This window comes from Jatrophihabitans telluris (assembly GCF_023516435.1).
GTDB lineage: Bacteria > Actinomycetota > Actinomycetes > Mycobacteriales > Jatrophihabitantaceae > Jatrophihabitans_A > Jatrophihabitans_A telluris.
Window position 1 is genome coordinate 3,671,990 of the sequence record NZ_CP097332.1, and the last position, 17,419, is coordinate 3,689,408.

Below are 17,419 nucleotides of genomic sequence, written 5' to 3' on the forward strand. Positions count from 1 at the left end.
GATCTGACTCAGATTTCCTGAGCCGACTCCCAAGGAGAAACCTCATGCTTCGCTCCCTGTTCACCGGCATCTCGGGCCTGCGGGCCCACCAGCAGATGCTGGACGTGACGTCCAACAACATCGCCAACGTCAACACCACCGGCTTCAAGTCCGCCTCGACCGTCTTCGAGGACACCCTCAGCCAGACGATCATGGGCGCCACCGCCGCCACGGCAACCCAGGGCGGCCACAACCCGGTGCAGGTCGGCCTCGGAGTTACCCTCGGCGCGACGGAGCAGAACTTCGGGCAGGGTTCGGCCCAGTACACCGGCCGTACCTCCGACCTGATGATCCAGGGCGACGGGTTCTTCGTGGTCAACAACAACGGCGCGCAGAACTTCACCCGCGGCGGTTCGTTCCAGCTCGACACCAACGGGCACCTCGTCACGCCGGACGGCTCGATCCTGCAGAGCGCGGCGGGCGGCAACCTCGACGTCACCGGGCTGACCACCGGCGCGTACGTCTCGTGGAGCATCGACGCCAACGGGCAGGTCAACGCCGTCGACGCCGCCGGTGCCACCACGACGCTCGGCCAGATCGCGATGGCCACCTTCGCCAACCCGGGTGGCCTGTCCAAGATCGGTGACACCCAGTTCCAGGCCACCACCAGCTCGGGTGGGGCCCAGATCGGCACGGCGAACACCGGCAGCCGCGGGTCGATCACCTCCGGCTACCTGGAGATGTCCAACGTCGACCTCGCCACCGAGCTCACGAACCTGATCATCGCCGAGCGCGGTTACCAGGCGAACTCCCGCGTCGTCACGACCTCCGACGAGATCCTGCAGTCGCTGATCCAGCTCAAGTAGCCGGCGGCGGGGTGGCCCGCCCAGCACGATGACAGGAGCGTCGCCCTCTTCGGGGGCGGCGCTCCTGTGCCATGTCAGGGCCTTTGCCTCCGGTCCGCCCCCGCGAATGGGCACTTGCACCGCGAATGGGCACTTAGAACCGCCCATTCGCCACCGAACCGCCCATTCGCAGTTACACGGCGGCCGCGCAGCACCAGAGCCCGCCCACCGCCGACTTCCCCAGCCGCCCCGGCCCGCCCCGGCCCGTCCCGACGAAGGTCCGCTCCCCGGCCCGCCTCCGCGAATGGGCACTTGCACCGCGAATGGGCACTTAGAACCGCCCATTCGCCACCGAACCGCCCATTCGCAGTTACACGGCGGCCGCGCAGCACCAGAGCCCGCCCACCGCCGACTTCCCCAGCCGCCCCGGCCCGCCCCGGCCCGTCCCGACGAAGGTCCGCTCCCCGGCCCGCCCCCGCGAATGGGCACTTGCGACGCGAATGGGCACTTAGAACCGCCCATTCGCCACCGAACCGCCCATTCGCAGTTACACGGCGGCGGCGCAGCACCAGAGCCCGCCCACCGCCGACCTCCCCCAGCCGCTCCGGCCCGCCCCGGCCCGCCCGGCCCGTCCCGACGAAGGTCCGCTCCCCGGCCCGCCCCCGCGTATGGGCACTTGCACCGCGAATGGGCACTTAGAACCGCCCATTCGCCACCGAACCGCCCATTCGCCAACGCATGGGAGCCCGACGCTGCCCATTCGCCGCCGCCGAACCGCCCGTTCGCAGATGGTGCAGGAAACCGGCACCGCCACGACGACAGGAATGGATCGTTCAAACCGCTCAGGTCGCATCGACGGCGCACCGATAGGAGCCACTGAGAGGTAGGTAGTCCATGGAGGGACGACATGCGCCCAGCGGTTCGCGTGGGCGATCGAGTGCTGCGCGCACTAACAATGCCCACCCGATCACCGGGAAACTCCTGCCGAGCGTCGCCGTTCTGGCGTCGGTAAGCGCCCTGCTCATGCTGCTGCGCTCCGGGCCCGCGGCGTTCGCTCTTGGCCTGGTGTGTCTCGTGGGCGGGGCGGTGACAATCTCCGAGTGGCGCACCCGCCGATCGGCCGACGTCGATCCGATCCGGGCCCGTGGCAGTCGTCGTAAGCGCGGACGGCGGCCGGTCCTGATCGGCCCCGAGTCGCTGGACCCGCTCACCGGACTGGCGAATCGGCAGCACTTCACCGAGCGGCTGACCGACGTCCTCACCACCGCCGCCGCCGAAACCGCCGCCGGAACCACCGAAACCGGAACCACCGAAACCGAAACCACCGAAACCGGAACCGGAATCACGGCCGCCGACGGCCCACTCGAGGCACACCGGCCCGGCCACATCGTGCTGTTGTGCGACCTCGACAACTTCAAGACCGTGAACGAGGGGCTGGGCCACACCGTCGGCGACCAGGTCCTGGCCGTCCTCGGTGGTCGCATCCTGGCTACCGTTCGCACCGGTGACACGGTCGCACGAATGGGCGGGGACGAATTCGCGATCCTGATGGAGGACACCGACCTGTCCGAAGCCTGCACCGTCGCGGAGCGGATCCAGGCCAAGTTCGCCGCTCCGGTCGTCATCGACGGCCGCAGCCTCAACGTCCGCACGAGCATCGGACTGGCTTCGGCCGCACCGGGCGAGCTCACCAGCGCGGAGGCCCTTCGCAACGCCGACCTGGCGATGTACGAGGCCAAAGGTCATGGCAAATCCGGCATCGCCCTGTACGAGCCTCGCCTGCATGCCGACGCCGTCGAACGGCTGCAACTGTCCGAAGACCTCGAAGGCGCGATGGACCGGGCGGAGATGCTGCTGCACTACCAGCCCACGGTCGACCTGAACACCGGTCGCATCGTCGGCTTCGAGGCGTTGCTGCGCTGGCAGCACCCGAGCAAGGGCATGATCGCCCCGGATCGGTTCATCCCGCTGGCTGAGCAGTCCGGCCTGATCGTGCGACTCGGACGCTGGGTGCTGCTCACTGCGTGCCGAGCCGCGATCGAGCTCGAACGGGCCGGCCACCGACCGATCATCTCGGTCAACGTCGCGGCCGCCCAGCTCGCTGAGCCTGACTTCGTCGACCAAGTACTGCAGGTGCTCGAAGAAACCGGTCTACCCGAGACCCGGCTGTGCCTGGAGATCACCGAAAGCACCGTGCTCAAGGACATCGACATGATCACCGAACGGCTGTTGTCCCTGCGCGCGCACGGTATCCGCATCGCCATCGACGACTTCGGCACCGGTTACAGCTCGCTGGCCTACCTCAGCCGGCTGCCGTTGGACGTCCTCAAGGTCGACAAGTCCTTCGTGGACCGGGTCATGCACGACCAGAACGGCGCCTCACTGACCATGGCGATCATCGCGATGGGGCGGACGATGAACATGACGACGGTGGCCGAGGGCGTCGAGCACGTCGGGCAGGCCTCGTGGCTGGCCGAGGCGGACTGTGCCTACGGCCAGGGTTATCTCTGGTCGCGTCCGGTCGCCCTCGGCGAGGCTCAGAAGCTCCTGGCCCCGGTCGAGGAACCGACGCAACGGTCCGATCTGCTGGCGGGGTAAGGGGGCTACCGCTCACACACCAAGGCTTAACAAAGCCGGTGCGGACGCTCAGGTACTGCCCGAATCGACCGAATAGATAACTGAAGGATGACCCACGGACGGGTCTGATCGCAAACCTTGGATGGATCCGATGATTCTCTTGCGCCGGCTGGGCGGACCACTTTTCGCCCTCAACCCTGATCTGATCGAGCGGGCCGAGGCCACGCCCGACACTGTCGTGACCATGGTCAACGGCAACAAATACCTGGTGTGCGAATCGCTCACCGAGATGACCGAGCTGATCCGGGACCACCGTGCCCGGATCATCGCGACCGCCGAATCGATGGCGATCGACAGCTCGAGCATCGCGCAGAGCGCCGCCCGCGGCAACGCGCCACACCTGCACGACGTCTCGGCCCATACCGACAACGCGGTCGTTCCGATCCGGTCACGGGAAGCCTGAGATGGATCCGGCAACCATCATCGGTGTCGTCCTGGCGCTCGGCGCCGTGGTCGGCTCCACCTTCATGGAAGGTGGCAATATCGCGGCGATCTTTCTGCCCGCGCCGATGGTCCTGGTTTTTCTGGGCACGGCGGGAGCGGCGATCGCCGGTGGGGTGATGCGCGATGTCAGCGCACTTCCCAAGACGTTCATCAAAGCGTTCACGGCCAAGAAGGTCAGCCCGGACGACGCGGTCGAGACGATCGTGAGCCTGGCCGGCAGGGCGCGGCGAGAGGGACTGCTGGCTCTCGAGGAAGAGGTCAACCAGATCGAGGACGAGTTCCTGAGGAAGGGACTCCAGCTGGCCATCGACGGCACGGATGCCGAAGAGGTCGCGATCATCCTCGAGGCTGAAGTGTCCACCAAGAAGAAGCAGGACCGTTCCGCGGCCAAGATCTTCACAGACATGGGCGGCTTCGCGCCGACCGTGGGCATCATCGGCACTGTGCTCGGGCTGGTCAAGGTGCTGAGCCACCTTGGTTCTCCCGAGGAACTCGGTGCCGAGATCGCCAGCGCGTTCGTGGCGACCCTGTGGGGCGTCATGAGTGCCAACCTCTTCTGGCTGCCCATGGGCAACCGCCTCAAGCGGGTCAGCGAGACCGAGGTCGAACGGATGGAAATCATCATCGAGGGCATTCTGTCCATCCAGTCCGGGTCCAACCCGCGGCTGGTTGAGCAGAAGCTGCTCAGCCTCATTCCCGGCGGTGCTGAGAAGGCTGCCGAGAAGGACGCGGCATGAGCGGCGGCGGGACGGCGTCACGGGGGCGCCGGTCCCGTCCTCACGATGAAGAGGAACACGAGAACCACGAGCGGTGGCTGGTCACCTACGCCGACATGCTCACTCTGCTCTTCGTCCTGTTCGTGGTGCTGTACGCCATCTCGGCGGTCAACACCTCCAAGTTCAACGAGCTCAAGAGCGGCCTGGCCAGTGCGTTCAAGAACGGCACGCCCTCTGTCCTCACCCAGGGCAGCGGGATCGTGGGCGGTGAGTCGGTCTCCAACCAGAGCCAGATCGGCGTGAACCCGCCCAGCAGCGCCGGGATACCTTCGACGGCCGCTACCGCGGCCAGCAAGGCCCAGGCGCAACGGGAGGTCGAGGAGTTCAGCAAGATCAAGAAGGCGATCAACGACTCGCTGGCCAAGAAGGGCCTGGCCAACGATGCGCTGTTCAAGGTCGACGAGCGCGGCCTGACTGTCAGCGTGATGACCAACGACCTGATCTTCGGTGGCAACTCCGACATCCTGCAGCCAGAGGGTCAGGTGATCATGGATCTGGTCGCCAGGCCGTTGCGCAACATCGACAACAACATCGAGGTGGACGGGCACACCAACCAGCTCAAGGTCTCGACAGCGCCGTTCGCGAATGGCTGGGCGCTGTCGTCGGCTCGGGCCGTCGCGGTGCTCACCTATCTCACGTCGCACGAAGGCATTACCGACGACCGGCTGCGGGCCACCGGCTTTGCCGATACCCGCCCGCTGATCTCACCCAGCAACCCGCTCTCGGTCGCCCGCAACCGCCGGGTCGACATCGTGGTACTGACCAAATTGTCCGCAGCCGCGGCGGCAGCGTTGCCGTCGACCGGCTCGGCGATCACCGACAACGCGGCTTCCGGCTGACCGGGCCATCGACAAAGACAGGCATGGAGAAGACAGATGGCTACTGCAACGGATACGACGAGGGTCGCCAGCCAGGTCAAGGGATCTGACAAGAAGGGCGGCAAGGGCGGCGACGGCAGTGACGGTGCCGACGAAACCGGGGGGAAGAAGAAGTCCATGAAGATGAAGATCATCCTGGCGGTCGTCGTGCTGCTCGTCGCCGGCGGCGCGGCGAAGTTCACCATCCTCAAGCCGGCCGCGAAAACGACGTCGGCCAGCAAGGCGGCAGCCAAGCCCGTCCCGGGCCCGACCATCCTCATGGACGAGATGACGCTGAACCTGGCCGACGGGCACTTCCTGCGGTTGAAGCTCTCGGTGATCACGACCAAGGGAACCGCGGCCGCGCTGGATCTGACCGAGGGCATCCAGGCCACGATCGACGAGTACTCCAACCAGCCGGTGAGCGCGCTCACCGGAACCAAGGCGCGGACCAAGGCCAAGAACGCCCTGCTGAAGGAGTTCAAGAAGATCTATCCGAAGAAGATCCTGGATCTGATCTACACCGAATTCGTCATGCAGTAGGTAAACCGAGATTTCACTTCAGGCTCAGGTCGGCGGGCTAGCCGCCGAACAGTGTCCATGTGACACCCAACGGAAGTTCGCCGGCCAGCTCCCGGCTGCTGCGCCGCAGCGGCGGTTCGGGGCCTGAGGACGCGACCGCGTACGACTTCCGTCGTCCCTCCAAGCTCTCCCGCGAGGACAACCGGGCCCTGCAACTGGCGTTCGAGACCTTCGCCCGCAGGCTGACGACCCAGTTGACCACGGGCCTGCGTCAGGTCTGCCAGGTGAACCTGGTCGCCATCGAGCAGCAGACGTACGAGGAATACATAGGTGGTCTGAACCAGACCACGATCCTCGCGGTGCTGGACCTCGATCCGTGGCCGGGCACCGGGATCCTGGAGTTCTCGGTCCCCACCGCGCTGGCCTGTGTCGACTACCTGCTCGGCGGTCCCGGAGGCGAACAGCCGACCCGGCCGCTCACCGACATCGAGACACCGCTGCTGCGCGGCCTCATCGAGCAGATGCTCGGCGTGCTGACCTACGCCCTGGAACCGACCGAGCTCGCGCCCGTCCTGGAGCGCATCGAATACAACCCCCAGTTCCTGCAGGCCTCCTCCTCGACCGACATCTTCGTCGTCGGCTCCTTCGAGATGCACATCGGCAACCAGACCTGCCTGGCCACGCTCTGCATGCCTCTGACGACCGTGATGCCGCGGCTCAACGCCAAGGCCGAGAAGCCCAGCACGGTCGCCGAGCGGGAGGCTGCCGCCCGGCACACCGCCCGCCTCCGGACCGCGGTCTCCGGAGCCCCCATCCAGGTCTCGGTGCGCTTTGCCTCGATCAAGCTCACTCCGGACCAGATCGTCTCGCTCACCCCGGGCGACGTCCTTCCCCTCAACCATCGAGTCACCACCCCGCTGGCCGTCGAGGCCGGCGGGGGCACCTTTGCGCACGCACTTGCCGGACGTTCAGGCAGCCGCCTGGCCGGTCTCGTCGTCGCCACCCCCAAGGAGAAGTAATCGTGATTGACACGGCCACGATCGCCGACGTGGTTGCCAAGGCCGCCGCCGCCGCCTCCGGCACCATCCCGATCGCCGACGAGATGAAGATCGGCAAGCCGATCACCACCACGGCCGGGCTGATGTTCGAGGGCGTCGCGGTCACCGCGCGCTTCACCGGCAGCCCGGGCGGGGAGGTCCTCGTCGCGGTCGAGCAGGCCGTCGCCGACGCGCTGCTCAATTCTCCGCTCGGCGCTCTCGACGTCACGGCAGCGCTGGCACCGTCGCTGACCGCCGCCGCCGAATCCGTCGGCACCGTCGTGCTCGGACCGGGGCAGGCTCTCGAGCCCGTCCCCGCCGTCGACTCCCTGCTCGAGAAGCCGAATGCGGCCATCGTGCCGCTGAGCCACGGTGGCAAGATCCGCGCGCTGGTCGGCATCGTTCTCAACGAGGTCGCCGACGAGGGTGGCAACGCCGCCCCGTCGGCCCCCAACTACCCCACTCGCGACGAATTGCGCGCCAACCGCGCCGCCGCCCCCGCCGCGATCAACCGGCACGGGCTGGAGATGCTGCGCGACGTCGCCATGGATGTGACGGCCCAGATCGGCAGCACCCGGATGACGGTCAGTGAGCTGCTGTCGCTGTCCGACGGCGCGGTCATCGAGCTGGACCGGGCCGCCGGTGCACCGGCCGACCTTCTGGTCAACGGACACCTGATCGCCCGCGGCGAGGTCGTCGTCATCGACGAGAACTTCGGGCTGCGAATCACCGAAATCATTTCCGGCGACGACGCCCTGTCGGCCTGATCCATCGTGAATGCGGTCGAGCTGATCGGACGGATGCTCCTGGCGCTGGGTGTCGTCCTGGCGATCATGTGGGCGCTGGCGCGGTTCGCGCGCCGTCCGCTGACCGGTAAGAACGACCGGGTGCTGGCGGTGCTCGCGCGTCAGCAGATCAATCGCAACGCCTCGGTGGCCGTACTCAAGGTCGCCGACCGCGCGCTGGTCATCGGCGTGAGTGAGCACGGCGTGCGGCTGCTGGCCGAGACCGAGCTCGACCCGATCCAGCAGGCGCTGGACATCGACCGGGCGCCGGCGCCGCGTCGAGGTGCCAAGGGCCTGCGTGCCGAATCCGACGCCGTCGAGGTGCTCCCTCGGGTCTCCCGGCGGACCGTGACCGCCCGCACGAGTGCCACGGCTCCGGCTGCGGCTACGGGTCCTGCTGGTTCCGTCGCTCAGACCGGCGCCCAGACTGCCGGTGACAACCTGGACGCCGAGCTTCACGCCCTGCTCGCCACGTCCTCGGTCCACGCGGCGACAGCGGCCCCACACGCCACGCGCGCCAGCAGGCACCGCAAGAGCGGCCGCGGCTCGCTCGACGGTTCGATCCTCTCCCCCAAGACTTGGTCCCAGCTCGTCGTTGTGGCCCGGAACTCCACGGTGCGCAAGTGAGCATCTCCCTCCCCCGCGGCCTGCGGCACCTACTCGTGCTGCTCGGCCTGGTCGGCGTCGCCCTGATCCTGAGCGTGGCGAGCGGATCGTCGCGCGCCGAGGCAGCACCGCAGCAGTCGATCGCGATCCACCAGGTCACGCCGATCGGACTGGGCCCGGTCACGGTCCCCACGCCGAACGCGCCGACCACGCCGAGTGTCTCCAACGCCGGCGACAGCAGCGTGTCCGTCAACGTCGGTCAGAAGCCGTCGAACTCGGTGACCATCCTGATCCTGCTGACGGTGATCTCGGTGGCACCGTCGATCCTGCTGCTGATGACCAGCTTCACCAAGATCTTCGTCGTGCTGTCCCTGACCCGAAATGCCCTTGGCCTGACGGGGGTTCCGCCGAACCAGGTGCTGGCCGGCCTGTCGCTGTTCCTCAGTCTGTTCATCATGGGGCCGACGGTCTCGGCCGTGAACAAGCTCGGCATCCAGCCGTACCTGAAGGGGACGAAGTCCCAGGCGGTGGCCTTTCACGACGGCATAGCACCGATGCGGGACTTCATGCTCCACCACACCCGCAGCGAAGAGATCGCCCTGATGCTGCGGGCCGGACATCTGCCCAATCCGCCCACCCCGGACAAGCTCGATCTCACCACACTGATCCCGGCCTTCGTGTTGTCCGAGCTGCGGTCAGCGATGATCATCGGGTTCGTCATCTACATCCCGTTCCTGATCATCGACATGGTCGTCTCGTCCTCGCTCATGTCGCTCGGCATGATGATGCTGCCGCCGGTGTCGGTGTCGCTGCCCTTCAAGCTGTTGCTGTTCGTCCTGGTCGACGGATGGGGCCTGATCATCACCGCCCTCATCCACAGTTATCAGACCTAACGCCTCGCACCCGGCCGACTCGTCCGGCCAGACCTCCCTACGCCGACAGCCTTTTCCCTTCCTGGAGCCCCACCATGACCGACACCGCGATCGTCCACCTCGGGATGAAGTCCATGCTCATCGCCTTCCAGCTGGCCGCGCCGACCCTGCTCACGGCGCTGCTGATCGGCTTCGGCGTGTCACTGTTCCAGTCGGCCACCCAGATCCAGGAAGTCACCCTTGCCTTCGTCCCCAAGGCGATCGGAGTCGGCGTCGCCCTGTTGCTGTCGGGCAGCTGGATGATGCATTCGATGATCACCTTCACGCAGCAGCTGTTCGCCGAGCTGCCCAGCCTGCTCAACAGCTGATCCGCGACTCTTCCGCCCCAGCCCTCCCAGCCCTCCCAGCCCTGCCAATCCCTCCCCGCCCGAGCCCGATTCCCCGATCGAGGTCATGCCACCGTGAACGTCCAACTGTCGGAGACAGCGCTGCTGACTCTGCTGTTGTGCTCGCTGCGGATCACCGCGTGGCTGATGATCGCACCACCGTTTGCAGCGGCCGGTATCCCCAAACCGGTGAAGTTCGCACTGTCGGTGGTGTTGTCGCTGGCGGTTATGAGCGCGGCCAGCAAGCACGTGCCGGCGCCCGAGGTCGGCCCGCTGGTGCAGAGTGCCGTGGAGCAACTCGTCATCGGCTCGGCCCTGGGCTTCCTCACCCGGATGGCGTTCTCCGCAATCGAGGCTGCCGGTTCGTTGCTCGACATCTTCGGCGGATTCTCCGTTGCCGCGGCCTATGACCCGTTGACCACCAACACCACGAGCATCCTGGGCAAGTATTACGGCATGCTCGCGACCACCCTCATCTTCGCGAGCAGCGCGCATCTTATAATCCTGCAAGGGTTTCTCCGCACGTTCACTGCGATGCCGCTGGACGGCAGCATCGATCTGTCGAAGCTCGGCTCGGCAGCGGTGCACGGTCTGGGGACGATGTTCGTGTCCGCGCTGCAGATCGCCGGCCCGTTGATCGCGGTCCTGTTCATCGCCGACCTGGCTCTGGGCGTACTGAGCCGGATCTCGCCGCAGCTCAACGTCTTTCAGATGAGCTTCCCGCTCAAGATCATGCTCACCCTCGGTCTGGTCGGACTCAGTTTCGCCCTACTGCCACAGGTGGTCACCGACCTGGCCAACAACACCAGCCAGATCATCATCGGCTTGGGGGGTGGTGGCTGATGGCCGAAAAGCCTGCTGGGGAAAAGACCGAGAAGGCGACACCCCGCAAGATCAAGAAGGCCCGCAGCGAAGGCCACATCGGGCATTCGGCCGAGCTGGGCAGCTGGTTGTCCATGCTTGCGGCTACCTTCGTGCTGCCGGGGGTGTGCAAGTCGTTGATGAGTAACGCCCAGACCACCCTGGTTCAGGCGAGCGCGGTCATCGACAACCCCGACGTCAACCGCGCCATGGGCATCGCCAGGGACTCGGCCTTCAGCGGCGCCAAGGCCGTCGCACCGCTGGCGATCCTGGTCATGGTCACCTCGGTGATCTCCTCCGGCTCGCAGGGTGGCATCCACGTGGCACCGAAGCTGTTGATGCCCAAATTCAGCCGGCTCAATCCGCTCAGCGGCGTCAAGCGGATGTTCGGGCCGCAGGCCCTCTGGCAGTTGACGAAGTCGCTGCTCAAGATCGCCGTCCTGGGCGGGGTCACCTACCTGGCGGTCCGCCACCTCGTGCCGACCCTGATGGGCGCCGGCTCACTACCGCTCGCGGAGGTGCTGACCCAGACCATGGGCGCGGCGCTGAGTGTGATCCGCTACGGCTCGGCCGCCGGGGTACTGCTCGCCTTCGCTGACGTGGCGGTGGTACGGCGGCGCAACAACAAGCAACTGAAGATGACCAAGCAGGAGATCAAGGAGGAGATGAAGCAGAGCGAGGGCGATCCGCAGATGAAGGGCGCCATCCGCTCCCGCGCGCTGGCGATGGCCCGCAACCGAATGATGGCCGACATCCCTGATGCTGACGTCATCCTCGTCAACCCCACTCACGTGGCCGTCGCGCTGAAGTACGACCCCAAGAAGGGTGCGCCCCGGGTGGTCGCCAAGGGGGCCGACCACATCGCTACCCGGATCCGCGAGATCGCCGCCGAACACCGGGTGCCGATGGTCGCCGACATCCCCTTGGCCCGCGCGCTCTACGGCACCTGCGAGGTCGGCCACGAGATTCCGGCCGACATGTTCCAGGGCGTGGCGACCGTGCTGGCATTCGTCATGCGCCTCAAGCGCCGCGGCTCGATCGTCGGCATCCAGCAACTAGCCAACGCCTAACGGGGACCCGACCCCCTTTCGTCCCCCACGGGACCCGACCCCCTTTCGTCCCCCCCAGGACCCGACCCCCTTTCGCGGCCGGAGTTCTCAAGTTCGTCGGCGTGTCGCGATTGTTCGGGCCGCACAACGCGCCGGACGTAGGGTGAACAGATGGCGTCCTTGAACGAAGTCGGGCAGACCGACGGCTGGCGTTGCTGGCTCTGCGACGAGTCGGTCGAGCCCGATCGATCGGTAAACGACGACCGCGGTCCCAGTATCGACAGTTTCCACGTCAGCAAGTCCTCCTCCGCCAAGGACCGCAAGAAGGCCCGCGGTGGCAGTGGTGGTGAACGGCTGGCTCACCGGGCCTGCAACACGAAGAAGGGCGCGGTGGCCCCGGTGATCGCGTGGCCTGGCCGGTTACTGGTCGCCGACCCGGCTCCGCTGTTCGCAGTCGCCGAACGGCTCGAGCGCAAGGGGGGCCGCGAGGCGGTCGGACGTTGTCCCAGCAAGGGCGACGCCGAGGACGCCGCGGACTGGTTGGTCGACCGCTTCTCCCGCCTCGTGCCGGATCTCGACGTCCAGGCGCAGATCCAGCCCGGTGGTGGCCAGTTCCTGGTCGTACTGGAATCCACCCGTCGGCGTTGAGTCACTCCAGTCCCGGTGCATAGTGCGGCCCGAACTTTGGCGACACGCCGGTGGTTCACCAAAGTTCGGGCCGCACAATGCGTAATGGGTGTGGGGCATGATGCAGGCATGCGAGCAAGGGCTGAGTCGGCGTGCTGACCAGCGAGATACCCCTACCGCCGTTCGCCTCGCAACAGCAGGCTCAGCTCTTCCACGACCTCGTGGAGTACTTCCTGTTCCGGCTGGACCCGGAGAACCAGCGCGGCATTCGCGAGACCACGGTGTGGAGCGCGGTCGGGCGCCACGTCCCCCAACTCGCGCCCCCGAATCACAGTCAGCCGGGCGCCCACCGTCACGACCGCCGTCACCAGTTCAGCTGCGCGGCGTGCGGTGCGAGTTACCCCTGCCGGATGACTCTGGCCGCCGCAGTCACGTGCCGCTTGCCTGCTCCGTGGGATCCGATCGTCCTGGCGTCGGCGCTGCGCCGGGCCGGCGACGAGGAGTGGGTGTACGGCAAGGTCAGTGAAGGCGTGCTCAGCTGGGGTGTCACCGAGATCACCACTGCGACCCGAGACTCCGGCGGCTGGGACATGTCCCGCCGCGTCAAGGGCCGGACTGCTCAACTGGCCGAGGGACTCAGCAACGACGACCTGTCGACCTGGATCCTGGCCGGGCTGAAGAAGTTCCCGCTCCCCGAAGGCATCGAGGTCCCAGCGCGGTGGCCGTCCGACATTCCGGGCTGGGTTACCGATCCGCCCGTGCACGCAGAGGATGAGCCGGCCGAACCACCGTCGTGGCTGCCGGGTTTCGGCGACGACGGCTGACCCTCGTCATACCGGGCGACGGCCGGGCCGATGGACGATCGCGCGCCTCGCAAGTACGACCGACAGCAGCACCAGCGCACCAGCGCTCCACCAGCTCGGTGTGGGTCCGCCCGCTGCGAGTCCTCGACCCACGAACGTCCCGGGGGTGCCGAGACTGCGCCAGCGAGACCGCGGCCAGACGATGGCCGTCGCCTTCCCCACCACCGAGGATGTTGGCACCGTGCTGGCCCACACCTGTTGCCCGTTGGAGCGATAGTGGTAGAGCGAGTCGGCCGAGACGGCACGATTATCTCCCATCAACCAAAGGCGTCCGAGCGGAACGGTGAGCGGCCCGAAGCCTCGACCGACGGGCCCGGCGGACCCGACGGGCCCGGCGGACCCGACGGGCCCGGCGGACCCGGCGGGCCCGGCAGGCCCGGGGGGCGGAGCGGACGAGGTGTAGGGCTCATCCAACGCACGCCACACCCACGCGCCTGACGGGCGCAGCTCGACGCGCCCGGCAGCATCACAGCATCGAATCTGTTGCCCTCCGGTGGCGATCACCCTTTTGATCAGGTACTCGTCACCGTCGGCGCCCCAGTCCGTCGGACTCCGGAACACGACGATGTCACCGTCGTGAACCGCACGCAGCCGGTAGATCAAGCGGTTCACGATGATCCGGTCACCGTGACAACCGTCGCACCCGTGCAGAGTCGACTCCATCGACTCGGACGGAATGAAGAACGGCTGCAGGATCTCCGTCCGCAGAGTGGTGACAAGCAGGACACTCATCGCCATAAGGAAGCAGACGGTTCGCGCCGCCCTGCAGCGGGAGGCCGGCGAGGACGGCGAGGAAATCCGATGGCTGCCCGAACGCCCAGTCACCATGTCAGCCCGTGATTCGTCGCAAGTCGTTGGGTGTCCGCTCTACTGGGTGCCCCATTGGACAGGGGAGTCCTTGAGCACTGAAACTCCGAAGGCCGGCCGATCCGTCGCGTGTCGACTGTCTGATAGAGCGTACTACATCACCGAAGGGCTCAGCCCAGGACAAGCCGGGCGGCAAGAGGTACGGATCGGTGGCCTGCTGCAGGCTTCACCGAGCTCAGTCCGACCGCCCGCCGGGACCAAATGTGCCCGTCGGCATAGACACATCGCTCATACGCGAAGCTTCGGCGTCGATGGGTGTGGACGGCACTCTCACTGATGCGAAACGGATGAAACATGATCAACCTTGTGCGGCGCCTTCGAATCGGCGCGCGCCTGTCCCTGTGTTTCGGAACGGTCGCCGTCCTCCTCGGTATCGCGGTGCTGGTCGGTTTCAGCAGCCTGTCCTCGGCGCAACACCGAGCCAATGAGCTGGCCTCGTTGCACAAGCTTTCCCACAAGGTCGACACGCTCAAGTTCTACGACGCCGACGTCAGCGGTTGGCAGGTCGCCTACCTCGGCGACGCCCCGCGCATCGGCGGACCGGCCTCGGTCCAGGCGTCATCAGAAAACCGTGCCGGCTTCCTCAAGGACGAGTCCGAGATGCGTGCGGTGGTCGCCGGAGTCGACACCACGGCCATGACCGCCGCCCAACAGGCGACCTACGTCCAGCTCAAGCAGCAGGTCGACGCCTTTTTCACCGCCGACGACCACATCGTCGAGTTGCTGAAGGCGAACAAGCAGGCCGAGGCCAGCAAGTACGTCGTCGATTCCAGCTACCCGATCTACTACAAGCTGCTCGACCAGACCGACAGCCTGATCAGCTCGACGTCCACCCGGATCGACACCGCGATCGCCGCGGGTAACCGGGCCGCCGCCCACGCGCGACTGGTGATGGGGACGGTCTTCGCGCTCGGCCTGTTGTTGGCTGCGGGCCTGGTCTTGCTCGTTACCCGCAGCGTCGCCGGCCCGGTGGCACGTACTCGCGAACAACTTCAGCAGCTGGCGGACGGCAACCTGGCGATCACGGCCGAGACGTCCGGCGCCGACGAACTGACTGAGATGTCGATCGCCATGAACGCGGCGGTCGCCGGGATCCGCGGCGTCATCTCGTCCATCTCGCAAAGTTCACAAGCTCTGGCCGCGTCCTCGGAGGAGCTGACCGCGGTCGCGACGTCGGTGGCCTCCTCCGCTGAGGAAACGTCGACCCAGGCCGAGGTCGTTGCGGCCGCCGCGACCCAGATCTCGCAGAACATCGCCATGGTCGCCGCCGGTGGCGAGCAGATGGGCGGAGCGATCTCCGAGATCGCGGGCAGTGCCAGCGAGGCAGCGTCCGTCGCCCAGACCGCGGTCATTGCCGCGGCGGCAGCGAGTCATACGGTGACGAAGCTCGGCGAGTCGTCGGAGGAGATCGGCAAGGTCGTTCGCATGATCACCTCGATCGCCAAGCAGACGAACCTGCTCGCGCTCAACGCAACGATCGAAGCAGCGCGTGCCGGAGACGCGGGTAAGGGCTTTGCCGTTGTGGCCAGTGAGGTCAAGGATCTGGCGCAGGCCGTTGCCGCCGCCACCGAGGACATCTCCAACCGGGTCGCCACCACGCAGGCCGATGCCCAGGGCGCGGTCGCCGCGATCGGCGAGATCACCAACGTGATCTCCCAGATCAACGACATCCAGGTCATCATCTCGGCCGCGGTGGAGGAACAGGCGGCGACCACGAACGCGATGGTCCGCAATGTCGCCGAGGTGTCGACGGGCTCGGAGGAGATCGCGACGAACGTCAGCGGCATCGCGACGGCCAGCGGTCAGACCACTCAGAGCGTGTCCGCTACGTCGGACTCGGCCCATGAGCTGGCGCGGATCGCCGCCGACCTCAATGCCGCGGTCGCTGCGTTCCGGCTCTGAGCTGGCGGCACCGGCAACAAGGGCAACGTCAACGCGCTGACACCGGCAACAAGGGCAACGTCAACGCGCCGACACCGGCAACGAGGGCAACGTCAACGGTGGAATAGATTGCGCGGATGGCCACACTTGCGTTGTCTCCCGACGAACTGCTCACCACCACGCGCACGGTCCGCAAGCGCCTGGACCTGCATCGCCCGGTCCCGTTGGAGCTCGTCCGCGAATGCCTGGAGGTTGCCCTGCAGGCTCCGTCAGGTTCCAACCGGCAGGGTTGGCAATGGCTGGTGATCACCGACCCGCAGCTACGACGACACATCGGCGAGATCTACCGCGACGCGGTGGCCGAATACCTCGACTCCACTGGATCGGCCGCCAGACTCTTCGCCGACGATCCCGATCGCGCACCGGTGCAGCAGCGGGTCGGCGACAGTGTGGCCTGGCTGGGAGAGCGGATGGGCGAGGTACCCGTGCTCGTGCTGCCCTGCCTGCGAGCCGGGCAAACGCTGCCGCCCGACAACCAAGCCGGGCTCTGGGGCTCGGTCTTGCCGGCGGCCTGGAGTTACTGCCTGGCCGCCCGGGCCCGCGGGCTGGGCACTGCCTGGACGACGCTGCACCTGAGCCGGGAGGCCGAGGTTGCCGAGTTGCTCGGCATTCCCTCCGGTGTGCACCAGGCCGCCCTGATTCCGACGGCGTACTACACCGGGGAGTCGTTCAAACCCGCGCCCAGGCAGGCCCTGGACGCGGTCCTCCACGTCGACGGCTGGTGAGCCGGCTGGTGAGCCGGCTGGTGGGTCGGCTGATGAGCCGCCGGGTGAGTCAGGTGCGCGGGAGCATCGCCTGAACGGCCCAGGCGTTGCCGTCGGGATCGGTGAAGAACAGGAAACGGCCCCACGGCAGATCCTGGATCTCGCCGGCGTCCAGGCCCCGGGATTCGAATTCCTTCTTCGTGGCCTCGATGTCGTCGGTGACGAGCTGCAGTCCCTTGACCGATCCGGGCTCGGCATCGGTGAGGCCCTGCCCGAAGGCGATCGAGCACCCCGAACCGACCGGGGTCATTTGGACGAATCGCAAATTCTCATCCACCCGATGGTCGTGGTCGGCGACGAAGCCCGCCTTGTCCACGTAGAACGCCTTGGCCCGGTCGATGTCGGTCACCGGAATGATGACCAGTTCCAGTCGGAGGTCCATGATCCTTCGTCCCTTCTCGAGGTTCTTGACGAGAGGGACGCTACGAGCTGAACAGGAACAGTTGCTTCCTAATGGACGACTGGTTCAGCGCTTTTGCGGATGTCGGCGACGACCTGGGCGCCGAGGCCCGACAGGGACGTCTCGAACGCCGAGAAGTGATGCGCGCACCACAGGAGCGCGCCGCCGCCCAGCATGACGGTCTCCACCATTGCACGGGCAGAACAGCGGTCGCAGCGGTCCTCGGCGGTCAACTCCCGCGGACGGCGATCAACTTCGACAACCATGATGTGCTCCTTCCGTGCTCCTTGACGTGCCGCCT

The 17,419-nt window shown here is 66.8% G+C and carries 20 protein-coding genes; 17 read left to right on the forward strand and 3 right to left on the reverse strand.

The window, feature by feature from the left end:
• The first annotated feature begins 44 nt into the window (after window positions 1-44).
• The 15 genes from M6D93_RS16875 (at window position 45) to M6D93_RS16945 (ending at window position 13,107) form a co-directional block, all read left to right on the forward strand.
• The gene (locus tag M6D93_RS16875; RefSeq protein WP_249770990.1) at window positions 45-845 is read left to right on the forward strand and encodes a flagellar hook-basal body complex protein; all 801 of its coding nucleotides are present in this window, start codon (window positions 45-47) and stop codon (window positions 843-845) included.
• 1,065 nt (window positions 846-1,910) lie between these two features.
• Window positions 1,911-3,422 (forward strand): putative bifunctional diguanylate cyclase/phosphodiesterase, encoded by a 1,512-nt coding sequence (locus M6D93_RS16880; RefSeq protein ID WP_249770992.1) that lies wholly within the window; start codon window positions 1,911-1,913, stop codon window positions 3,420-3,422.
• 130 nt (window positions 3,423-3,552) lie between these two features.
• Complete coding sequence (locus M6D93_RS16885) at window positions 3,553-3,864, forward strand: flagellar FlbD family protein (protein WP_249770994.1); 312 nt, start codon at window positions 3,553-3,555, stop codon at window positions 3,862-3,864.
• 1 nt (window position 3,865) lies between these two features.
• Complete coding sequence (locus M6D93_RS16890) at window positions 3,866-4,642, forward strand: flagellar motor protein (RefSeq protein WP_249770996.1); 777 nt, start codon at window positions 3,866-3,868, stop codon at window positions 4,640-4,642.
• Window positions 4,639-5,520 carry a flagellar motor protein MotB gene (locus tag M6D93_RS16895; RefSeq protein ID WP_249770998.1) on the forward strand — a complete coding sequence of 294 codons (882 nt, stop codon included), beginning with the start codon at window positions 4,639-4,641 and terminating at the stop codon, window positions 5,518-5,520. Before M6D93_RS16890 ends, M6D93_RS16895 begins: the two co-directional genes overlap by 4 nt.
• Before the next feature lie 36 nt (window positions 5,521-5,556).
• A complete protein-coding gene (locus tag M6D93_RS16900) occupies window positions 5,557-6,081 on the forward strand; it encodes a flagellar basal body-associated FliL family protein (RefSeq protein WP_249771000.1) in 525 nt (174 codons plus the stop codon).
• Window positions 6,082-6,140: 59 nt separating this feature from the next.
• Window positions 6,141-7,079, forward strand: coding sequence for a flagellar motor switch protein FliM (locus M6D93_RS16905; protein ID WP_249771002.1), 939 nt, complete (start codon window positions 6,141-6,143; stop codon window positions 7,077-7,079).
• A gap of 2 nt (window positions 7,080-7,081) precedes the next feature.
• Window positions 7,082-7,864, forward strand: coding sequence for a flagellar motor switch protein FliN (gene fliN, locus M6D93_RS16910; protein WP_249771004.1), 783 nt, complete (start codon window positions 7,082-7,084; stop codon window positions 7,862-7,864).
• Between the two features lie 6 nt (window positions 7,865-7,870).
• Complete coding sequence (locus M6D93_RS16915) at window positions 7,871-8,509, forward strand: FliO/MopB family protein (RefSeq protein WP_249771006.1); 639 nt, start codon at window positions 7,871-7,873, stop codon at window positions 8,507-8,509.
• A gap of 2 nt (window positions 8,510-8,511) precedes the next feature.
• Complete coding sequence (gene fliP / locus M6D93_RS16920) at window positions 8,512-9,381, forward strand: flagellar type III secretion system pore protein FliP (RefSeq protein ID WP_347343691.1); 870 nt, start codon at window positions 8,512-8,514, stop codon at window positions 9,379-9,381.
• A 74-nt stretch (window positions 9,382-9,455) separates the two neighbouring features.
• Window positions 9,456-9,728, forward strand: coding sequence for a flagellar biosynthetic protein FliQ (locus tag M6D93_RS16925; RefSeq protein WP_249771010.1), 273 nt, complete (start codon window positions 9,456-9,458; stop codon window positions 9,726-9,728).
• A gap of 93 nt (window positions 9,729-9,821) precedes the next feature.
• On the forward strand, window positions 9,822-10,589 hold the full coding sequence (locus tag M6D93_RS16930; RefSeq protein ID WP_249771012.1) for a flagellar biosynthetic protein FliR: 768 nt from the start codon (window positions 9,822-9,824) through the stop codon (window positions 10,587-10,589).
• On the forward strand, window positions 10,589-11,677 hold the full coding sequence (locus tag M6D93_RS16935) for an EscU/YscU/HrcU family type III secretion system export apparatus switch protein (RefSeq protein ID WP_249771014.1): 1,089 nt from the start codon (window positions 10,589-10,591) through the stop codon (window positions 11,675-11,677). Before M6D93_RS16930 ends, M6D93_RS16935 begins: the two co-directional genes overlap by 1 nt.
• A gap of 150 nt (window positions 11,678-11,827) precedes the next feature.
• Entirely contained in the window at window positions 11,828-12,304 is a 477-nt protein-coding gene (locus M6D93_RS16940) for a hypothetical protein (RefSeq protein ID WP_249771016.1), read from the forward strand.
• 131 nt (window positions 12,305-12,435) lie between these two features.
• A complete protein-coding gene (locus M6D93_RS16945) occupies window positions 12,436-13,107 on the forward strand; it encodes a hypothetical protein (RefSeq protein WP_249771018.1) in 672 nt (223 codons plus the stop codon).
• 6 nt (window positions 13,108-13,113) lie between these two features.
• On the opposite strand, the gene lepB is transcribed toward M6D93_RS16945, so the two are convergent.
• Entirely contained in the window at window positions 13,114-13,878 is a 765-nt protein-coding gene (gene lepB / locus M6D93_RS16950) for a signal peptidase I (RefSeq protein ID WP_249771020.1), read from the reverse strand.
• Window positions 13,879-14,307: 429 nt separating this feature from the next.
• On the opposite strand from lepB, the gene M6D93_RS16955 reads away from it, so the two are divergent.
• Both M6D93_RS16955 and M6D93_RS16960 read left to right on the forward strand, forming a co-directional pair.
• The gene (locus M6D93_RS16955; RefSeq protein ID WP_249771022.1) at window positions 14,308-15,915 is read left to right on the forward strand and encodes a methyl-accepting chemotaxis protein; all 1,608 of its coding nucleotides are present in this window, start codon (window positions 14,308-14,310) and stop codon (window positions 15,913-15,915) included.
• A 116-nt stretch (window positions 15,916-16,031) separates the two neighbouring features.
• Window positions 16,032-16,679: a nitroreductase family protein gene (locus M6D93_RS16960; RefSeq protein WP_249771024.1), complete on the forward strand. Its 648-nt coding sequence runs from the start codon at window positions 16,032-16,034 to the stop codon at window positions 16,677-16,679.
• A gap of 49 nt (window positions 16,680-16,728) precedes the next feature.
• On the opposite strand, the gene M6D93_RS16965 is transcribed toward M6D93_RS16960, so the two are convergent.
• Complete coding sequence (locus tag M6D93_RS16965) at window positions 16,729-17,100, reverse strand: glyoxalase superfamily protein (RefSeq protein ID WP_249771026.1); 372 nt, start codon at window positions 17,098-17,100, stop codon at window positions 16,729-16,731.
• Window positions 17,101-17,168: 68 nt separating this feature from the next.
• Window positions 17,169-17,384, reverse strand: a complete 216-nt coding sequence (locus M6D93_RS16970) for a DUF7455 domain-containing protein (RefSeq protein ID WP_249771028.1) — start codon at window positions 17,382-17,384, stop codon at window positions 17,169-17,171.
• Window positions 17,385-17,419 lie beyond the last annotated feature (35 nt).

Bases quoted from the DNA above. Each gene is read 5' to 3' on its own strand.
- M6D93_RS16940 (WP_249771016.1), top strand. From the start codon at position 11,828: ATGGCGTCCTTGAACGAAGTCGGGCAGACCGACGGCTGGCGTTGCTGG.
- M6D93_RS16895 (WP_249770998.1), top strand. From the start codon at position 4,639: ATGAGCGGCGGCGGGACGGCGTCACGGGGGCGCCGGTCCCGTCCTCAC.
- M6D93_RS16875 (WP_249770990.1), top strand. From the start codon at position 45: ATGCTTCGCTCCCTGTTCACCGGCATCTCGGGCCTGCGGGCCCACCAG.
- M6D93_RS16925 (WP_249771010.1), top strand. From the start codon at position 9,456: ATGACCGACACCGCGATCGTCCACCTCGGGATGAAGTCCATGCTCATC.
- M6D93_RS16955 (WP_249771022.1), top strand. From the start codon at position 14,308: ATGATCAACCTTGTGCGGCGCCTTCGAATCGGCGCGCGCCTGTCCCTG.
- M6D93_RS16970 (WP_249771028.1), bottom strand. From the start codon at position 17,384: ATGGTTGTCGAAGTTGATCGCCGTCCGCGGGAGTTGACCGCCGAGGAC.
- M6D93_RS16935 (WP_249771014.1), top strand. From the start codon at position 10,589: ATGGCCGAAAAGCCTGCTGGGGAAAAGACCGAGAAGGCGACACCCCGC.
- M6D93_RS16965 (WP_249771026.1), bottom strand. From the start codon at position 17,100: ATGGACCTCCGACTGGAACTGGTCATCATTCCGGTGACCGACATCGAC.
- M6D93_RS16885 (WP_249770994.1), top strand. From the start codon at position 3,553: ATGATTCTCTTGCGCCGGCTGGGCGGACCACTTTTCGCCCTCAACCCT.
- M6D93_RS16960 (WP_249771024.1), top strand. From the start codon at position 16,032: ATGGCCACACTTGCGTTGTCTCCCGACGAACTGCTCACCACCACGCGC.
- M6D93_RS16890 (WP_249770996.1), top strand. From the start codon at position 3,866: ATGGATCCGGCAACCATCATCGGTGTCGTCCTGGCGCTCGGCGCCGTG.
- M6D93_RS16900 (WP_249771000.1), top strand. From the start codon at position 5,557: ATGGCTACTGCAACGGATACGACGAGGGTCGCCAGCCAGGTCAAGGGA.
- lepB (WP_249771020.1), bottom strand. From the start codon at position 13,878: ATGAGTGTCCTGCTTGTCACCACTCTGCGGACGGAGATCCTGCAGCCG.